This window comes from Flavobacterium sp. 22659, assembly GCF_052044235.1.
Classification (GTDB): Bacteria; Bacteroidota; Bacteroidia; order Flavobacteriales; family Flavobacteriaceae; genus Flavobacterium; species Flavobacterium johnsoniae.
This window is the reverse complement of record NZ_JBQEMU010000001.1, coordinates 238,406-256,581: the sequence shown is the minus strand read 5'-3', so window position 1 is coordinate 256,581 and position 18,176 is coordinate 238,406. Positions and strand designations below refer to the sequence as shown.

Genomic DNA, 18,176 nt, shown 5'->3' with positions numbered 1-18,176 from the left:
TCTTGTCAGCAAGCCCCAGCGTGGTATAATATTTATAGAATTTCATAAGACAAATAAAAAAGCTCCGGAGGAGCGACATATTTTTTATTAATCTAATTATATGCCGCTCCTCCGGAGCTTTGTATGCTAAAAATAATCTTGCTAAAAATATTTTGCTTCTCCGAAGCCTGCTAAAGATATAGGCGCTTTCAAAAGGATATCTTTTTAGGTTAATCGAATATTTATAGAATTGTTCTATTAGCAAGCCCCAGCGGGGTAAAATATTTATAGAATTTCGATAAGACAAATAAAAAAGCTCCGGAGGAGCGACATGTTTTTTATAATCTAATTATATGCCGCTCCTCCGGAGCTTTATGTTGTATACATTTATTCTTTGCTATAAATATTTCGCTTCTCTGAAGCTTGAAAAAAAAAGAGACTGTCTCCGAAAAGACAGTCTTTATAATATAGGTTAATATTCTTTATTTCTTTTTGAGTTTGTCTTTAAAAACTTTTTCAAACTTTTCTAGTTTAGGCTGAATTACCATTTTGCAATACGGCTGGTTTTTATTGTTTGCATAATAGTTTTGATGGTAATCTTCGGCTTTATAAAAAACTTTAAAAGGCTCTACTTTCGTTACAATTGGGTTGTTGTACACTTTAGCTTTGTTTAATTCGGCAATAATACTTTCTGCGGCTTTTTTCTGTTCGTCATTTTTGTAGAAAATAACAGAACGGTATTGTGTTCCCACATCTGCTCCCTGACGATTTAAAGTTGTGGGATCATGAACCGTAAAAAAGACTTTGAAGATTTCATTAATATCAGTTATGTTTTTGTCGTATGTTATTTGAACTACTTCGGCATGACCAGTTGTTCCGGTGCAGACTTCTTCGTAAGAAGGATTTGCGGTTTTTCCTCCTGAAAATCCTGAAACAACAGATTTTACTCCGTCCAGATTTTCATAAACAGCTTCAACACACCAGTAACAGCCTCCGCCGAGTGTAATAGTTTCCAGATTCGCTTTTTTATTTTGCGAAATGCCATTCAGCGAAAATGCTAAAAGACATATTAAAAGTATATTTTTCATTTGTAGATTATTTAGTATCCGGAACAAAATCAAGAGCAATCGAATTCATGCAGTAACGTTTTCCGGTTGGTTCCGGACCATCATCGAATATATGGCCTAAATGTCCGCCGCAACGTCCGCAAAGCGCTTCGATTCTTTCCATTCCAAGTGAATTATCATCTTTAAAAACAATGCTTTTTTTATTTTCCTGTTCAAAGAAACTCGGCCATCCGCAGCTGCTCGAAAATTTGGCTGTCGATCTAAAAAGCAAATTACCGCATGAAGCACAATAATAAGTTCCTTTTTCGTCAGTATTCCAATATTTTCCCGTAAAAGGTCTTTCGGTATCGGCTTCACGCATTACGGCATACACATCTTCAGGAAGGACTTTTTTCCATTCGGCGTTGCTTACATTGAGTTTTGTTGTGTCGGTATTTGAATAATAAGGATTTCCGGGCTTATTGATTTTATTTTCCATAACGGCCGTTTTTGCAGGTTGTTTTTTTGTGTTTTGCGCGCATGCCTGAAGAATAAAAAGCGGAATCAAAAAGCAAAGGCTGAAAATTAGGTTTTTAGATTTCATAAATTTTTGGATGTATTTATCTGTATTTCAAAGATACGTCGAGATTTAGCTTCAAATTACAGTGTTTCTTATTATTGAGATTTTTTTAAGTGTGTTTTAACTTTTTATTAGTTACGTAAAATAATGCAGTGTAGTTTTTATGTCTTAATTTTAACAGCTTTTAATTTTTAGCATAAATTATAATACTGTAAATCAGAAAAATAGAAATTCAGTCTGGAGTTGAGTTTTTGACAATCTTAATTAGCATTTTTAAGCCATTTCTTTTTTCGTATTTTTGTTTGCTTAAGAAGCCTTATGACAGAAGAAAACGTAATACTAGTTAATCAAAACGATGAACAGATTGGCTTAATGCCAAAATTAGAAGCACATGAAAAAGCGCTTTTGCATCGTGCCTTTTCGGTTTTTATTTTGAATAGTAAAAACGAAATTATGCTGCAGCAGCGAGCACATCATAAATACCATTCTCCTTTGCTTTGGACAAACACTTGCTGCAGTCATCAAAGAGAAGGCGAAACCAATATTGAAGCAGGAAGCCGAAGATTGTTTGAGGAAATGGGTTTTAAAGCTGAATTGAAAGAGTTGTTTCATTTTATTTATAAAGCACCTTTTGATAACGGTTTGACAGAACATGAACTGGATCATGTTATGATTGGTTACTATAATGAAGAACCAAACATAAACCCGGATGAGGTAGAAGACTGGAAATGGATGAGTATTGAAGATGTTAAAGCAGATATTGAAAAACAGCCCGAAATTTATACCGTATGGTTTAAGATAATTTTTGATGAATTTGATCATTATCTGGAAGACCATAAATTATAACCAAACCAACCAAAGACCTAAATGAGAGTAACCATATCAAGAAAAGCGCATTTTAATGCTGCACATCGACTGCATAGGAAGGACTGGTCATTAGAAAAAAACAATGCCGTTTTTGGAAAATGCAACAATCCCAATTTTCATGGTCATAATTATGGTTTAACAGTAAGTGTTACAGGAAAAATTGACCCGGAAACTGGTTTTGTTTTAGATGTGAAAGTATTAGCGGATATTATACTTGAAGAAGTAGAAATTCCGTTTGATCACAAAAACCTGAATCTGGACGTTCCGGAATTTCAGGATTTGAATCCAACTGCAGAAAATATTGCCGTTGTGATATGGAATAAAATTAGAAAAAGAATTCAGCCCGATTTTGATTTAGAAATCGTGCTTTATGAAACAGACCGCAATTTTGTAACTTATAAAGGAGAATAATAAATGTCATTGAAAATAGGAGATATAGTTCCGAATTTTACTGCCAAAGATAGTCACGGAGAAGTTTTTGAAAGCAAAAATGTGTTAGGACGAAAGCCCTTAGTGATTTATTTTTACCCTAAAGATAATACGCCTGGCTGTACTACAGAAGCCTGCAGTTTTAGGGATCAATACGAAGATTTTAAAGATTTAGGGGCTGAGGTAATTGGAATAAGTGCCGATAGTGTAAAATCGCACCATAAATTTGCCAATAAACATAAGCTGCCTTTTATTTTACTTTCTGATGAAGACAAACGATTACGACATCTTTTTGGTGTTAAAAACAATTTGTTTGGACTTATACCGGGAAGAGTAACTTTTATTATTGACAGAAACGGAGTAGTGATTTATATTTTTGACAGCATGAATGCTGCAAAACATATTCCGAAAGCACTCGAGATTATAAAAGAATTAGTATTGTAGATTTAAAAAATAGTATTAGATCGTTGTTTAATTAATATAGATATTAGCCCTTAAAATTAGAACATGAAACCAAACTTGTACCCATTGCAATTTGAACCAATCCTGAAAGAAAGAATCTGGGGAGGTGAGAAATTAAAAACAGTATTAAACAAACCGATCACTTCTAAAATTACCGGTGAAAGCTGGGAATTGTCTACTGTAGAAGGAGATGTAAGCACCGTTGCTAACGGAGAATTAAAAGGAAAATCATTAATGGATTTGATTAATGAAACGCCAGACGAAATTCTTGGAACAAGAGTTTACGAGCGTTTTGGAAAACAGTTTCCGTTACTTTTTAAATATTTAGATGCACGCGAAGATCTTTCGATTCAGGTGCATCCAAACGATAAACTGGCAAAAGAACGTCACAATTCATTTGGAAAAACTGAAATGTGGTATGTTATGCAGGCCGATGCTGATTCTAGAATTATTGTAGGTTTTAAAGAAAACTCGAGTAAAGAAGAATATTTAAAACATTTGCACGATAATACCTTAGTTTCTATTCTGGATGATGTAAAAGCAAAAGCGGGAGACGTTTTCTTTTTAGAAACCGGAACTGTTCACGCAATTGGAGCAGGTTTAGTAGTTGCCGAAATTCAGCAGACATCTGATATTACGTATCGTTTATATGATTTTGACCGTGTAGATGCGCAGGGAAATAAAAGAGAATTACATGTAGATCTTGCACTTGATGCTATAAACTACAATAAAGTTGATACGCAGAAGAAATACGATTCAAAAGCCAATATTTCAAATAAGGTTGTAGATTGTCCTTATTTCACGACAAATTTTATTCCGTTAGAAGATAAAGTACAGATTTCTAAATCTGGAGAAACATTTACCGTTTATATGTGTATTGAAGGAAGTTTTGAAATCGAATATGACGGATTCAAACATACTTACATTAAAGGAGATACTGTTTTGGTTCCGGCTGCGATAAATGCATTTGTTTTGAGCGGAAAAGCTTCAATTTTAGAAATTTACATTTCTTAACACTTATTCTAAAGATAATCTGTACTTTTGCAGACGCAAATTAAAATTATAATAAAAATGGCAAACGTTAAAAATTTAAAGAAAGACATCAATTTTGTATTAGGAGATATTATTGAGGCAGTTTACTTGTTTGAGATGTCTACAACAGGAAATCCTACTCCAGAAACGAATGCTTTGATCGATGAAGCTATTGCTGCATTTGATACTTTAATTACAAAAGTGAACGCTAAGAACGTTGAAAATAAAAAAGCACATTTCAAACAAATCAATGTTGAATTAGAACAAACTGCTAATCAATTGATTGAAAAAATCAACGCGCTTTAAGCAAAAAAAAGTGTAAAAAAGTGCAAATTTATTTTGGGAAATTGAAAAACCGCTTTATATTTGCACCCGTAATGACGCCGATGTAGCTCAGCTGGCTAGAGCAGCTGATTTGTAATCAGCAGGTCGTGGGTTCGAGTCCCTCTATCGGCTCAACGGAAACCATCACAGAAATGTGGTGGTTTTTTTAATTATAGAGAGAGGTGTGAAATTTTTTTTGGAATATTAAAAAACATTTATATCTTTGCACTCGCAAAATAGGCCGATGTAGCTCAGCTGGCTAGAGCAGCTGATTTGTAATCAGCAGGTCGTGGGTTCGAGTCCCTCTATCGGCTCAAAAACCATCACAGAAATGTGGTGGTTTTTTTATGCTCAAAAATGAAAATCCCAATTTCAGGTTTCTGTTTGTTACTAATAAAAAACAGGTCTAAGTAGTTTTGTTTTGGTGATATGACTGCCTTTTAATGCTCGAAATTATCAATAACGACATTCTTAGTCTTCGGGTAGAAATTTGTTGATTTAAGGCGTAAAAAAAGCCCTGAATTTCTCGGGGCTTTTTTTATGCTTGTAAACGAAAATTATTTTTGTGCTTCAGCTGCTGTAGTTTCAGTTTGAGCAGCTGCAGGAGCTTTTTGTTCTTCTTTTTTAATGTCAGCTACATATTTTGTCAGTTTCTTTCCGTAAAGTGACTGCGCTACTTTTGGAGTCATTGATTTTTGAATTGTATCAAGAAACTTAAGGTTAATGTCGTAAATCTCTGCTAAAGCAATATAAGGTGCTACTTCGTGATCTTTATTGTTAATGGCAAAGTTTGTAGCATATAAATATTTTCTTTTAATGTTTGATTGCTGCTTTGCGTCAAGGCTGTCAAGAGTTTTTTGATCTTGTCTTTTTAAAGCTTTGAATTTTGCTTCAACCATCGAAAGATTTTCATCTCTAAAACGAGTGTTTATTTTTTGATATTCTTCGTATAATTCCTGGTTTTTAGAACCTGTGATTTTTGCGCTTGCAATAAAATTATCCAAATTAGTTTCGATATTCATATTTCCAGGCTCAGCAAAGAATAAGATATTATTGTCTAAAGAATTCGTTACACCGCGATCTAAAAATAAGTAAAGCATTTCTGGAGATTCTAATTTAATATCTCTTTCAAAAGCTGAATTTCCGTCGATTTTAATACTGTCAATGGCAACAAGAGATGTATCTACAATTCTCTGGATATATAAAGTTCCGGTTTTTAAACCTTTTATGTTTCCTGTAATATGTAAGTTATCAGCAGATTCTTTTTTGTTGCACGATGCAAGCAGTGCAAGAGTAACAAAGGCAATAATTGATTTTTTCATTAGTTTATTGGATTTTGGTGCAAAATAAAGAAAATAGTTTGAATGTAAATAAGACGCTGTTTAATTTTTCTAAAAAATAAAATCCCAATCTGTTTCTAGATTGGAATTTGTATATTTTTTTTAAAATGAAGGAGTTACATTCCTAAATTATAAGTTGCTCCATTTTGATGCGTGTAAGTATATTGAGCATCGCAGGCATTATTTCCGTAATCTATAACACCATTTAATGATCCGCCTTCAATTTTTAATTTTCCTTTAGAAATATATTCGCAAGAGTATTTTTTTATCAGCGTTTCCTGTACCGTTAAAGTCAGAGTTCCTTTGTCTGAAATTATAGTGTGGTTTCCTTCCGGCATTTCGTAAATGTTATCTTCTAAAATATAAGGAGTATCTACGCCGGCAGTCTGTTTAACCGTCTCAGTTCCTGAACTTGTAAAAACACGGCCAGAATTATCAGTAAGTTTTCCGTTAGTTACTTTTCTTGTCCATTGCGGTACCGTTGCAACAGTTGTTGTATTTGTGTATTCTATTGTTCCTTCAATTTTATAAGGACCAACATAATAATCTATTCTTTCGATAGTCATTTTGCTTCCGGTTGTAATTACCGGACCAGAAAGAGTAATTTTTAGTTTTCCTTTTCTTGTAATTTGGTTAATTGTGCATCCTGTTCCATAATCTACAGTAAAAACTTTTGGGTATGTAGTTTCTGAAGGTATGGTAATGTTTGCGCAGGTTCCTGGTGAAACTTCAGATGGTTTTGCCGCAGGATTACTATTTGTTGCAGACAATGCGGTTTTAATATCCATTTCATTTATCGCATCGATTACTAATGATGCACTTACAGTAGTTGTGTCGGCTTGATTTACAACATCATCATTGCTTGTGCATGAAATGTACATAAGTGCCGAAGCACAAAAAGCGGTAATTAAAATAGCTGTTTTTTTCATATTGGTTTTTGTTTAAGATTAGATTAAAGGCGATCAAATTTAATAAAAAAAATAATCTGTAAACTAAAACTTGAAAATTCTGCTTTTTATTGTTTTTAATTTTAACTTGTTGTAAGTCAGTATGTGTAATCGGAATTTTATTGACCGTTTTAAAAGGATAGAGTTTCTCTTTTTACAATTGGAAATCATAAAAAAAATCCCGCGTTTGCAGGATTTTAGTAAAGAATGTTTTTTAAAACTATTTTTTTGCCACGAGATCGAGATCATTTTTTGAGGCTATTCCCCAGCTTATTCCAAGAAAAGAAATCAGGTTGTCTGTTTTTTCAAAGTTTTTACCAAAACCTCCATTTATAGTAAATCTTTCGTTTATTTTATATTTAAGATTCCCAACAGATCTGTAATTGTCTTTTTGATTTGTTCGGTTTATGTATTCATAAGCAATTGAAAAATCATTAAACTGAAACTCAATTTTTGCTCCAACATCCAGATTTTTTTCTTTTTTATAAGCCAGAACCGCGGGATCAAAAATTGTTTCGTCAATTAAATATCGTGTGTATTGGTAAAAATTTAGATAATTTTTGCTGGATTTGCCAAGTTTCACATTTGTGTTTAAAGTAAGCCAGGCTCCATAACGGCCAAATTTTCCTGATTTAAATTCATTTTGATCAAAAAAATGATTGTAAGCTGTTCCAAAATCAGCGGTAAATAATGGTTTTATGGTTTCTAAAGTATCAATTGAAGTATAAATTTCGGCAGTAAACTTTTTATATTCATCTATTGTCGAAAGTTTATTGATTTTATCTAAATCCCATTGATTGTATTCTGGGGTTCCTGATTGATAAGGATTTGTATCAAGCATTAAATTTTTATCGACTATTTCGGCAAATTTGTCCAGTTTTTTTAAAAGAGTATCAACAAATGCCTGTCTTTCTTTTCTATTGACTGTTATTAGATTGGTTCTAATTCCAATAGAAACATTTTGAATAGTATCTTTTTTTACTGCAGCTAATGAAAAAGAAAGGTTTTTATAAGGCTTGGAATATGCTTTTTGATTTTCTTTAATCACATAATCAGTCAGGTTTCGCTTCTTTTCAGAAAATATCCAATAAGGTGTGAATTCCAATGCATAATCTGTTGGAAAACCTTTGCTTTCGTTTACGCTGTTTATTACGCTTAAAGTAAAAGCTTGTGTGGTAGACGGTGTGCTGATAATAGTAGGCGAATAATCAAGTATTGTAAAAGCCGGAGCATTTGGCAGTTCTAGATCAGTTATTTTAATTTCGTTTGCTGCTTGCGAAAATAACTTAATAGTAATCAGAAACAGAATGATTATCAATCTTGTTTTCATTTGATTTCGATTATTTTAGTTACTAATAAAATCATTTTATTATCAGAAATGATCATCTCATCTGCTTTGCAGTTGTAAATTATACTTTGATGAAAGTTTCCGGGTTTATCATCATCTTCAAGCAGATTGTAGTTGATTTTGAGTTTTTTTATAAACTCATCTGTATCTTTTATTTTTTGAAGATCAAAATAGGTTTTAATCAAAATTCTGAATTTGTCTTGATAATCGCTGCTTTTGCCAGCTTCAAAGAAATCAATATTTCCATTTCCCGGGGTAGAATCTTTAATAGTCGTTTTTTTCCAGGTTTCAGTATCTTCTTTTTCAACCCAGGTTCGGGATAAATACTTGTAGTCAAAATTAACCTGCAAAAATAGTTTGGATTTTTTAGGTTCTTTTGTTTCAAAAGTTTCCATAGTATATTGGTTAAGTTATGTTTTTGGGTTATTACAATGCAATTTCTTGTTAATTGTAATGAAGTAAAATTACATAAAATGGAATTCTTAGAGTACGTACAAATACTTGTTTTTTAGTGAATTATCTTTTTGTTAATATTGTAAAAATAAAAAATCCTGCAAAAGCTAATTTGCAGGATTTAAGAAATATTCTATATGAAAGATTATTTAATCATTTCAAAACTTCTTTTTACGAAAGCCGTTAATGCTTCACCTTTTAATAGGTTTTGAGATAATTTAGCTAAATCTAAAGCTTGTTTTACCAAATGCTCTTGGTGTGTTTTGTCTTCGGTATTTAAAATGCTCGATGCTAAATCTGAATTTGTGTTTACAACCAAATTGTACATCTCCGGCATATTACCCATTCCAAACATTCCGCCGCCGCCAGTCTGGCTCATTTCTTTCATTCTTCTCATAAATTCTGGCTGCGTAATAATGAATGGTGCTGCCTGAGAATCCATAGCTTCTAGCTGAACGCTGTAAGCTTTTGGAATATAAGCTTCTAATGAAGTTTTTAAAGCTGCTTTTTCGTCATCAGATAATCTTGAAATTGTATTTTCTTCTTTTTTGATTAAGTTGTCAATGTGGTCAGAATCTACACGAACAAAAGTTAATCCGCTGTTATCATTTTCGATTTTCTGAATTAAGTGCGAAATAATCGGCGAATCTAAAAGTAATACTTCGTATCCTTTATCTTTTGCTGCTTCAATATAAGAGTGCTGTGCATCTTTGTTTCCTGCATAAAGAACTACAAGTTTACCATCTTTGTCAGTTTGGTTTTCTTTTAGTTTTTCTTTCAATTCATCTAATGTGAAATAAGTATCGTCTACCGTTGGATATAAAACAAATGCACCAGCTTTTTCGTAGAATTTCTCTTCAGAAAGCATTCCGTATTCTAAAACGATTTTAATATCGTTCCATTTTGCTTCAAAATCAGCACGGTTTTCGTTAAATAAAGATTTCAGTTTATCAGCTACTTTACGAGTAATGTAGTTTGAAATTTTCTTAACAGCGCCGTCTGCCTGCAAGCCAGAACGAGAAACGTTTAACGGAATATCCGGAGAATCAATTACACCTTTTAACATTGTCAAAAATTCAGGTACAATTCCTTCTACATTGTCTGTAACGTAAACTTGGTTTTGGTACAATTGAATTTTATCTTTCTGGATCTGCATATCTGTACCCAATTTAGGGAAATACAAAATTCCAGTTAAGTTAAACGGATAATCTACATTTAAATGAATGTGAAATAACGGCTCTTCAAATTGCATTGGATACAATTCTCTGTAGAAGTTTTTGTAATCTTCGTCAGATAATTCAGAAGGCTGTTTTGTCCATGCCGGATTTGGGTTGTTAATGATGTTGTCAATTTCAACAGTTTCATTAACGTAATCTTCCGGAGCATCTTCTGGTTTTGGAAGAGTTTCAGTTCTTGTTCCAAATTTAATTGGAATAGGCATAAACTTGTTGTACTTGTTTAATAAGCCAGAAATTTTAGAATCTTCTAAGAATTCTAAAGAATCTTCAGCAATATGAAGAATGATTTCTGTACCACGTGAAGTTTTGTCAGCCGGTTCTAAAGTAAACTCAGGGCTTCCGTCACAAGTCCAGTGTGCAGCTGGCTCATCTTTGTAAGATTTTGTGATGATTTCTACTTTTTCTGCAACCATAAAAGCAGAATAAAAACCAAGACCAAAATGTCCGATAATTCCTGAATCTTTAGCAGAATCTTTGTATTTGTCTAGGAATTCTTCGGCTCCGGAAAAAGCAACCTGATTAATGTATTTTTCTACTTCATCAGCCGTCATACCTAAACCTTGATCGATAATGTGGATTTTTTTACCTTCTTTATCAATTTTGATTTCGATAATTGGATTTCCGTATTCAACTTTAGCTTCGCCAATGCTGATAAGGTGTTTTAACTTTAAAGTAGCGTCTGTTCCGTTTGAAACCAGCTCACGTAAAAAGATTTCGTGGTCGCTGTATAAGAACTTTTTGATTAAGGGAAAGATGTTTTCTACCGAAACATTAATTTTACCTGTTGTCATATTTTTTTATTTTTTGAATTTAACTTGATGATTTTCATTTAGTCAAATAAAATACCATTTTTTTGAAGGTGACAAATTGGCGTAAATGTTAATTTTGAAAGAAAATAAATAGATTCTAAAACGGGAATTCTCTTAATGAATCGTATATTTGTGGTACAATAATTGTTAAAAAGGCAAAATAATAATCTTAAAAAATTGTATAAAATGAATAAGAGTATCTTAATGTGCATGATTGCCGCAATGTTTTTTGCGTGCAAATCTGCTTCGTCCACAGCTTCAACAGACACAACGCTTTCAAAAAAGCTTGACCGACCAACTCAGGTTGCTCTTAAAGGAAACTGGGTGCTTACAAATGTGTCTTATCCGGGTTCAGATTATATCAAAGTAAACTCATTTGATCTTGCAGATTCTAAATGTTTTATTGGCAGTACCTGGAGTTTTATTTCAAATAATAATAAAGGTACTATGGCTTTAACTTCACCAAGCTGTACTTCATTTTCTTCGCCAATTGTGTGGAGTATTAACAATCAGGGAATGTTTATTCTTAAAATTCTTGATGCTGGTGAAAAAGCTAAGAAAGTAAGAGATGGTTATCTGCTTAAAGTTGCAGGTGTAACTGAAAGTTCTTTTCAGTTAATTGACAACATCAACGTTGGCGGACAAGTAAAAGATGTTGTTTACCAATTTCAAAGAGCTAATTAATATTTAAAAAAGAAAAATATGAAAAAGATAACTGTTTTAAGCTTAAGTGCTTTATTTATATTCACTAGTTTTTTTACAAGCTGTGATTCAGTAAAAAATGCAAATAACACGCAAAAAGGAGCTGGAATTGGTGCTGTTGCCGGTGGTGTAATTGGTGCTGTTTTAGGAAATAATTTAGGGAAAGGCGGAAACGCTGCGTTAGGAGCTGCAATTGGTGCTGCTGTTGGTGGTGGAACTGGTGCTCTTATTGGAAACAAAATGGATAAACAGGCTCGTGAGATCGACCAGGCTTTACCAGGTGCTTCTGTAGAAAGAGTAGGTGAAGGGATTCATTTAACTTTAAATGAAAATTCTGTTCGTTTTGATACTAACAAATCAACTTTAACACCTACTGCAAAAGCTAACTTAGATAAATTAGTTCCTGTATTTAATGAATATGGAGATACTGATATTCAAATTTTTGGTTACACAGATAATACAGGAAAACCAGAATATAACTTAACACTTTCTGGACAAAGAGCTGCATCTGTGCAGGCTTATTTAGTTTCAAAAGGATTAAAGTCAAGCCGTTTTAAAACTTCAGGTTTAGGTATTGCTGATCCTATTGCAACAAATGATACTCCAGAAGGAAGAGCTCAAAACCGTCGTGTTGAATTCTCAATTACAGCAAACGACAAAATGGTTAACGACGCAAAAGCTGAAGCTGGAAAATAATTTTCAGATAAAATAAAATATAAAAAAAGCTGTTTCATAATTGAAGCAGCTTTTTTTTGACTTTAGTAATTAAACATCGTAAATTTGACCTCTCTAATTACAACACATGCTTGATATTCAAAATATATCTTTTTCGTATACTGACAAACCAGTTATAAATAATGTTTCTTTTACGATCAATAAAGGCGAGAATATTGCCATTATTGGTGAAAGCGGTTGTGGAAAAAGTACGCTTTTAAAGCTTATGTACGGTTTGTTCGATTTAGATGAAGGAAAAATATTTTATAACGAAAAACCTATTCTTGGACCAAAATACAATTTGATTCCGGGAATGCCTTATATGAAATATCTGGCGCAGGATTTCGATTTGTCTCCTTACGAAACTGTTGCTGAAAACGTTGGAAAGTTTCTTTCGAATGGATTTGCCAATATGAAAAAACTTCGCGTTCAGGAGTTATTGGAAATGGTCGAGATGGACCAGTTTTCAAATGTAAAAGCTAAATTTTTGAGCGGCGGACAGCAGCAGCGAGTAGCACTGGTTAGAGTTTTGGCTCTTGAACCGGAAGTTATTCTGCTGGATGAACCTTTCAGCCAGATTGATGCTTTTCGTAAAAATGCTCTGCGCAGAAATCTATTCAAATATCTAAAACAAAAAGAGATTACGTGTATTATTGCCACACATGACAGCACTGATGCTTTGTCGTTTGCAGATGAAGCTATCGTAATGCGTCATGGTGAAATTGTTGTTAAAGGGGATCCTTCAAAAATTTACGAAGATCCTCAGACAAAATATGTTGCTTCGTTGTTTGGAGAAGTAAATGAAGTTGCAACACATTTACTGCTTCCTTATGAAGATGAAACACATAAAACTTTGGTATATCCGCATCAGTTTAAAATGGTTGCAGAGTCAAAACTTCCGGTAAAAATTAGAAGAACTTATTTTAGAGGAAGTCATTATTTAATTGAAACTGTTTATAAAAGACAATTAATATTCTTCGAAAGCGAAATTGATCTTCCGCTCGAACAGGAAATTTTTCTTGGCTTGAATTATTTATAAAAAACAACCCGGCAGTTAGAAATTGTCGGGTTTGTTTTTTTAAGAAGTTTTTACAGGTCTAAATTGTAGTTTTCGTTTTTCTTCAATGTTTTGGTTTAAAAACTGTTTTTTCAAAAAGCAAATGTTTTTAAACAGTCTCATAATTAAAGTATATTAAATTGCTAATAACGAAAAAAATAGTAATTTGTACTCTAATGTTTTAAACTATACTTAAATTTGCATTCTAAATTTTTAACAAATAACAATACAATATGTATCATTCAAAAATAGCAGGCTTAGGATATTATGTTCCTTCAAATGTTGTAACAAACGATGATTTGTCTAAGATAATGGATACCAATGACGAATGGATTCAGGAAAGAACCGGGATTCAGGAAAGAAGACATATTATTCGCGGAGAAGACACTACAACTTCTATGGGAGTAAAAGCGGCTAAAATTGCAATAGAACGTTCTGGCGTAGCCAAAGAAGATATTGATTTTGTAGTTTTTGCTACATTAAGTCCAGATTACTATTTTCCAGGACCTGGAGTTTTAGTACAGCGTGATTTAGGATTAAAAACGGTTGGAGCATTAGATGTTAGAAATCAATGTTCTGGTTTCGTTTATGCAATTTCTGTTGCAGATCAATATATTAAAACCGGAATGTATAAAAACATTTTGGTAATTGGTTCTGAGGTTCACTCAACTGGTTTAGATATGACTACCCGCGGGCGAGGCGTTTCAGTAATTTTTGGAGACGGAGCCGGAGCAGCTGTTCTAAGCCGTGAAGAAGATGTAACAAAAGGTATCTTGTCAACACATTTACATTCAGAAGGACAGCACGCCGAAGAATTGGCTTTGCAGGCACCGGGAATGGGAGCGCGCTGGGTAACAGATATTCTTGCTGATAATGACCCAAATGACGAAAGCTATTATCCTTACATGAATGGTCAGTTTGTATTTAAAAATGCAGTTGTTCGTTTTGCAGAGGTAATTAATGAAGGCTTAGAAGCAAATGGACTTCAGGTTTCAGATATCGATATGCTGATTCCGCATCAGGCTAACTTGAGAATTTCGCAATTCATTCAAAATAAATTTAAACTAACAGACGATCAGGTTCACAATAATATCCAGAAATACGGAAATACAACGGCTGCGTCTATTCCGATTGCTCTGACTGAAGCTTGGGAACAAGGAAAAATCAAATCTGGAGATACTGTAGTTTTAGCAGCCTTTGGAAGTGGATTTACTTGGGCAAGTGCTATTATTAAATGGTAAATTAATTCATCTTACATTATATTTAAAACCTGCTTCGTTTGGAGCAGGTTTTTTTATACTTTAGTGCTGTCATTGCGAGGAACGAAGCAATCTCACGAGTAATATTGCGTTACTATTTAAAAATGAGATTGCTTCGTTCCTCGCAATGACAAACTATGAGAAAATAGATTAGACTTACAATGAAAAAAAATCAACTTGAAATAGCTTGTTTTAATTACGAGTCGGCGATAATTGCACAAGAGAACGGCGCAGATAGAATCGAGCTGTGCGAAAATATGAAACTAGGCGGTACAACACCAAATTCTATTTTGGTGGTAAAAGTCCGTGAAAGTTTAAATATAAAAATGCATGTTATCATCAGGCCTCGAGGTGGTGATTTTGTTTATTCGGATGAAGAACTTACCGAAATGAAACAGGATATTAAACAGTATAAAAAACTTGGAGTTGATGGTTTTGTTTTTGGAATTTTAAAAGACAGCGGTAATATTAATAAAAGACAAAACAAAGAATTAGTACATCTGGCGCATCCGCTTCCTTGTACTTTTCACCGCGCTTTTGATGTGGTTAAAAATGTAGAAAAATCTCTTGAAGATGTTATCAATTGCGGATTTAAAACCATTTTAACTTCAGGTCAGGCCGTAAATGTAGAAGAAGGTATTTTAGCTTTAGAACGAATACAAGAACTTGCTAAAAACAGAATTGAAATAATGCCCGGAGGAGGTTTGCGATCCTCAAATATTAAGTTATTACAAGAAAAATTAGATTTGACTTTTTACCATTCATCGGCCATAACAAACAATTCAGAAACTGCAAATCCCGAAGAAATAAAAGAACTGAAAAATTTTCTTTAGTTTATAAAAATAAAAAAAGCCTGGAGTTGGCATACTCCAGGCTTTTTTCTACAAGAAAATTATTCAAAATTATTAAAATATCATCTAATAAGGTGGTGATTAGAACATACCGCCGCCACCTTGATTCGTATTGTCTTCTCTTTGTTTACGTTCTAATTTTTTAATTTTAGCTCCTCCAAAGTTGTAAGTCAAACCTAAATAAACAGTTTGGCTTTCCCATGTAAACTGACCAGTTTGAGGATAAGGATAAATACCGTCAAATGAGAATTTCATTGTATTGAAAACGTCGTTAAAACGTACGCTGATATTCATTTTGTTGTCTAACAAAGTATAGCGTGAACCAATATCCATTTTGTACATTTCGTTTCTTTTCTGCTGAATCTCATCAACTGGACCTCTGTAAAAACCAAATAATAAAAAGCTTAAGCGTTTTGTTGGTTTAAAGTTTGAGTTCATACGAGCATTAAATGCTGAAGTTGTAACGCTGCGTTGAAATGGTGAACTTGTGTTTGTTGCCGGATCAAACTGAAATACAACACCTTCCTGTTTAATGCTAGAGAAATCAATTGCTGGCTGAATATCCCACCATTTTGTAAGTTTATAGTTAAGAGAAACATCAAAACCATAAGCGCTATTGTGATCATAATTTGCAAAACTTAAAATTTGTTTGTATCCAGAAGCATCATTTGGGTCCGGGCTTAAAGTTCTGCTGATTTGGTCGTTAATGCTTCTTACAAATACTCCTGCGGTGATGCTACCTTTTTCAAGAGTTTTAGTATAATTTACTTCAACTGAATTGGTAAACTGAGGTCTTAATTCTGGATTTCCATATGAAGTTACTAATGGAGTAGAAAACTCACGAATAGGTTTTGTCTGCTCTAAACTCGGACGGTCTACACGACGGCTGTAGCTTAATTGTAAAACGTTTTTCTCATTCAAATTATATGTTAAATAAGCAGATGGATATAATGTAATATAATCATCATCAAATTTACTTTGACCGCTGTTTAAGTTTGCTGCAACTTTATAGCTCTCAAAACGAGCTCCTAACTGATAGCTGAATTTTTTGTATTTCTGGCCAAAAGTTACGTAAGCAGAATAAATATCAGTGTCGTATTTGTAATTAGAAACTTGTTCAGCAGTTGGAACAGAAGGATTACTTGTATTGTAATCGTTGTCTGTTCGCGTGATTCTCGCTTCAGCTCCCGCTTCAAGTGTTGTTTTATCGTTTAGCGGATTAACATAGTCAACATTAAAAGTTTCTAGTTTTCTGCTTTCATGAATATAATCGTTGTAAACTACACTATTTACAGCATTTGCAGGATTTGTTGTTTGTGTGTCAAAGTTTGCATCTTGACTTTCTGCGGTTTTACTGTAATTCCCTTCAAAATCCAGCGTATGTCCCTCTTTTTTAAAGATGTGTTTGTATGCTAAATTATAAGTTCCAGTTTGGTTAGGTCCCTGATATCTTGATTTTTGATAAATGTTTTTAATATTTGGATCACCGTTGTTATAATCAATGTCAGTATTTACAATACCAGTTCCAGAAGATTTATTTTGATTAGTGTAAAAAGATAAAGTATTGTGATCGTTGATTAAATAATCCATACCTACTTTGTACAAATAATTATCATTGTCATTTGAAATTTTTAATTTTTGCACTACATCCTGATCTAATCTTTGAATATTTCCATTGTTGAAATAAGTTCCAAAGTTATTACCGGCATTTCCAAAGAAATTTACTTTTCCGGTTTTATAGTTCAAATCTAAAGACTGGTTGTATTTTGCAGTTTCTCCAAAAGTAATACCGCCGCTGTAACTTCCGTTAAAGCCAGTATTAGCATTTTTGTGTAAAATGATATTGATAATTCCAGACATTCCCTCTGGGTTATATTTTGCACTTGGATTTGTAATCAACTCAATTTTTTTGATAGAAGTTGATGGAATTTGTTTTAATAACTGAGCAGGATCAATATTTGATGGACGCCCATCGATCAATACACGAACATTGTCGTTTCCGCGAAGCGAAAGCTTTCCATCCTGATCTACGTTTACAGATGGAATATTGTTCATGATATCTGATGCCGAAGCTCCGGCTGTTGTTAAGTCTTTACCAACGTTGACTACTTTTCTGTCGATTTTTTGTTCTATTGTAGAACGTTCTGCAACAATATTTACTCCTTTTAACTGCGTTGCTTCTTCTTCAAGAGAAACATTTACTGTTGCTGTTTTTTTATTGTCATTTAAAATTACAGAACCAACATATTTTCTAAAACCAATATATTGAATTTCGATTGTGTAGCTTTTTAGAGCTAAATTTTTAAAAGTAAAATCTCCATTGTCATCTGTGTTAACACCTGTCACTACTTTTCCGTTTTCTTTAAGAGAAACAGTTGCGTAAGAAATTGGCGCATTATTAGATTTTTCTACAATTTTTCCCGAGACCGATCCCGAGTTTTGAGCTTGTGCTGTTGCAATTATCCCCAATATTGCAAACAGAAAAAATTTTAGTTTCATAGCTTTTACTTGATTATTTTGATTTGATTGATGATGATGATTATTGTTTTTTTGTTTTTTGATTTTTTCCTTCAATTTAATTTGAAGTTGTTATTAAGACTCATATGTGAACGTTATGTTACATAAAAAAATGAAAAAAAAGATTATTTTTTTGTGAACCGCTGTTTTGTAAGAGATTAACGTTTTGTTTTTTTGATAATTTTAACATTCAACACAAAACGTTTTTTAAGAAATTCTGAG

18 protein-coding genes and 2 tRNA genes are annotated in these 18,176 nt (G+C 33.1%); 12 read left to right on the top strand and 8 right to left on the bottom strand.

What is annotated here, in order from left to right; genetic code table 11:
• Nucleotides 1-461 precede the first annotated feature (461 nt).
• Both msrA and msrB read right to left on the bottom strand, forming a co-directional pair.
• The gene (gene msrA / locus ACTJIW_RS01265) at nt 462-1,067 is read right to left on the bottom strand and encodes a peptide-methionine (S)-S-oxide reductase MsrA (RefSeq protein ID WP_187775486.1); all 606 of its coding nucleotides are present in this window, start codon (nt 1,065-1,067) and stop codon (nt 462-464) included.
• 7 nt (nt 1,068-1,074) lie between these two features.
• On the bottom strand, nt 1,075-1,629 hold the full coding sequence (gene msrB / locus ACTJIW_RS01260) for a peptide-methionine (R)-S-oxide reductase MsrB (RefSeq protein ID WP_121360173.1): 555 nt from the start codon (nt 1,627-1,629) through the stop codon (nt 1,075-1,077).
• A 294-nt stretch (nt 1,630-1,923) separates the two neighbouring features.
• On the opposite strand from msrB, the gene idi reads away from it, so the two are divergent.
• From idi to ACTJIW_RS01225, 7 genes are all read left to right on the top strand, one after another.
• On the top strand, nt 1,924-2,451 hold the full coding sequence (gene idi, locus ACTJIW_RS01255; RefSeq protein WP_073408979.1) for an isopentenyl-diphosphate Delta-isomerase: 528 nt from the start codon (nt 1,924-1,926) through the stop codon (nt 2,449-2,451).
• A gap of 21 nt (nt 2,452-2,472) precedes the next feature.
• On the top strand, nt 2,473-2,883 hold the full coding sequence (locus ACTJIW_RS01250; protein ID WP_053470926.1) for a 6-carboxytetrahydropterin synthase: 411 nt from the start codon (nt 2,473-2,475) through the stop codon (nt 2,881-2,883).
• Nucleotides 2,884-2,886: 3 nt separating this feature from the next.
• Nucleotides 2,887-3,345: a peroxiredoxin gene (locus ACTJIW_RS01245; protein ID WP_149206258.1), complete on the top strand. Its 459-nt coding sequence runs from the start codon at nt 2,887-2,889 to the stop codon at nt 3,343-3,345.
• A gap of 63 nt (nt 3,346-3,408) precedes the next feature.
• A complete protein-coding gene (locus ACTJIW_RS01240; protein WP_149206259.1) occupies nt 3,409-4,377 on the top strand; it encodes a type I phosphomannose isomerase catalytic subunit in 969 nt (322 codons plus the stop codon).
• A 57-nt stretch (nt 4,378-4,434) separates the two neighbouring features.
• Entirely contained in the window at nt 4,435-4,701 is a 267-nt protein-coding gene (locus ACTJIW_RS01235) for a hypothetical protein (RefSeq protein ID WP_012022371.1), read from the top strand.
• Between the two features lie 76 nt (nt 4,702-4,777).
• A tRNA-Thr gene (locus ACTJIW_RS01230) sits at nt 4,778-4,851 on the top strand.
• Nucleotides 4,852-4,959: 108 nt separating this feature from the next.
• Nucleotides 4,960-5,033, top strand: a tRNA-Thr gene (locus ACTJIW_RS01225).
• A 243-nt stretch (nt 5,034-5,276) separates the two neighbouring features.
• Here the strand turns inward: ACTJIW_RS01225 and ACTJIW_RS01220 are convergent.
• The 5 genes from ACTJIW_RS01220 to htpG form a co-directional block, all read right to left on the bottom strand.
• Nucleotides 5,277-6,041, bottom strand: coding sequence for a DUF4369 domain-containing protein (locus tag ACTJIW_RS01220; RefSeq protein ID WP_440715338.1), 765 nt, complete (start codon nt 6,039-6,041; stop codon nt 5,277-5,279).
• Nucleotides 6,042-6,175: 134 nt separating this feature from the next.
• Nucleotides 6,176-6,988: a hypothetical protein gene (locus ACTJIW_RS01215; protein ID WP_440715339.1), complete on the bottom strand. Its 813-nt coding sequence runs from the start codon at nt 6,986-6,988 to the stop codon at nt 6,176-6,178.
• Between the two features lie 238 nt (nt 6,989-7,226).
• Nucleotides 7,227-8,336 carry a hypothetical protein gene (locus tag ACTJIW_RS01210; protein WP_440715340.1) on the bottom strand — a complete coding sequence of 370 codons (1,110 nt, stop codon included), beginning with the start codon at nt 8,334-8,336 and terminating at the stop codon, nt 7,227-7,229.
• Entirely contained in the window at nt 8,333-8,749 is a 417-nt protein-coding gene (locus ACTJIW_RS01205; protein WP_012022367.1) for a hypothetical protein, read from the bottom strand. Before ACTJIW_RS01205 ends, ACTJIW_RS01210 begins: the two co-directional genes overlap by 4 nt.
• A gap of 203 nt (nt 8,750-8,952) precedes the next feature.
• A complete protein-coding gene (gene htpG / locus ACTJIW_RS01200) occupies nt 8,953-10,836 on the bottom strand; it encodes a molecular chaperone HtpG (protein ID WP_073408973.1) in 1,884 nt (627 codons plus the stop codon).
• A gap of 204 nt (nt 10,837-11,040) precedes the next feature.
• Here htpG and ACTJIW_RS01195 point away from each other — a divergent pair, with 204 nt between their 5' ends.
• The 5 genes from ACTJIW_RS01195 (at nt 11,041) to ACTJIW_RS01175 (ending at nt 15,419) form a co-directional block, all read left to right on the top strand.
• Nucleotides 11,041-11,538, top strand: coding sequence for a lipocalin family protein (locus ACTJIW_RS01195; protein WP_440715341.1), 498 nt, complete (start codon nt 11,041-11,043; stop codon nt 11,536-11,538).
• Nucleotides 11,539-11,556: 18 nt separating this feature from the next.
• The gene (locus ACTJIW_RS01190; protein ID WP_012022364.1) at nt 11,557-12,252 is read left to right on the top strand and encodes an OmpA family protein; all 696 of its coding nucleotides are present in this window, start codon (nt 11,557-11,559) and stop codon (nt 12,250-12,252) included.
• 106 nt (nt 12,253-12,358) lie between these two features.
• The gene (locus ACTJIW_RS01185; RefSeq protein ID WP_012022363.1) at nt 12,359-13,309 is read left to right on the top strand and encodes an ABC transporter ATP-binding protein; all 951 of its coding nucleotides are present in this window, start codon (nt 12,359-12,361) and stop codon (nt 13,307-13,309) included.
• A 251-nt stretch (nt 13,310-13,560) separates the two neighbouring features.
• The gene (locus ACTJIW_RS01180) at nt 13,561-14,568 is read left to right on the top strand and encodes a 3-oxoacyl-ACP synthase III family protein (RefSeq protein WP_073408971.1); all 1,008 of its coding nucleotides are present in this window, start codon (nt 13,561-13,563) and stop codon (nt 14,566-14,568) included.
• 179 nt (nt 14,569-14,747) lie between these two features.
• A complete protein-coding gene (locus ACTJIW_RS01175) occupies nt 14,748-15,419 on the top strand; it encodes a copper homeostasis protein CutC (RefSeq protein ID WP_433813621.1) in 672 nt (223 codons plus the stop codon).
• Nucleotides 15,420-15,518: 99 nt separating this feature from the next.
• Here the strand turns inward: ACTJIW_RS01175 and ACTJIW_RS01170 are convergent, their stop codons facing one another.
• The gene (locus ACTJIW_RS01170) at nt 15,519-17,936 is read right to left on the bottom strand and encodes a TonB-dependent receptor domain-containing protein (RefSeq protein ID WP_440715342.1); all 2,418 of its coding nucleotides are present in this window, start codon (nt 17,934-17,936) and stop codon (nt 15,519-15,521) included.
• Between the last annotated feature and the right edge of the window lie 240 nt (nt 17,937-18,176).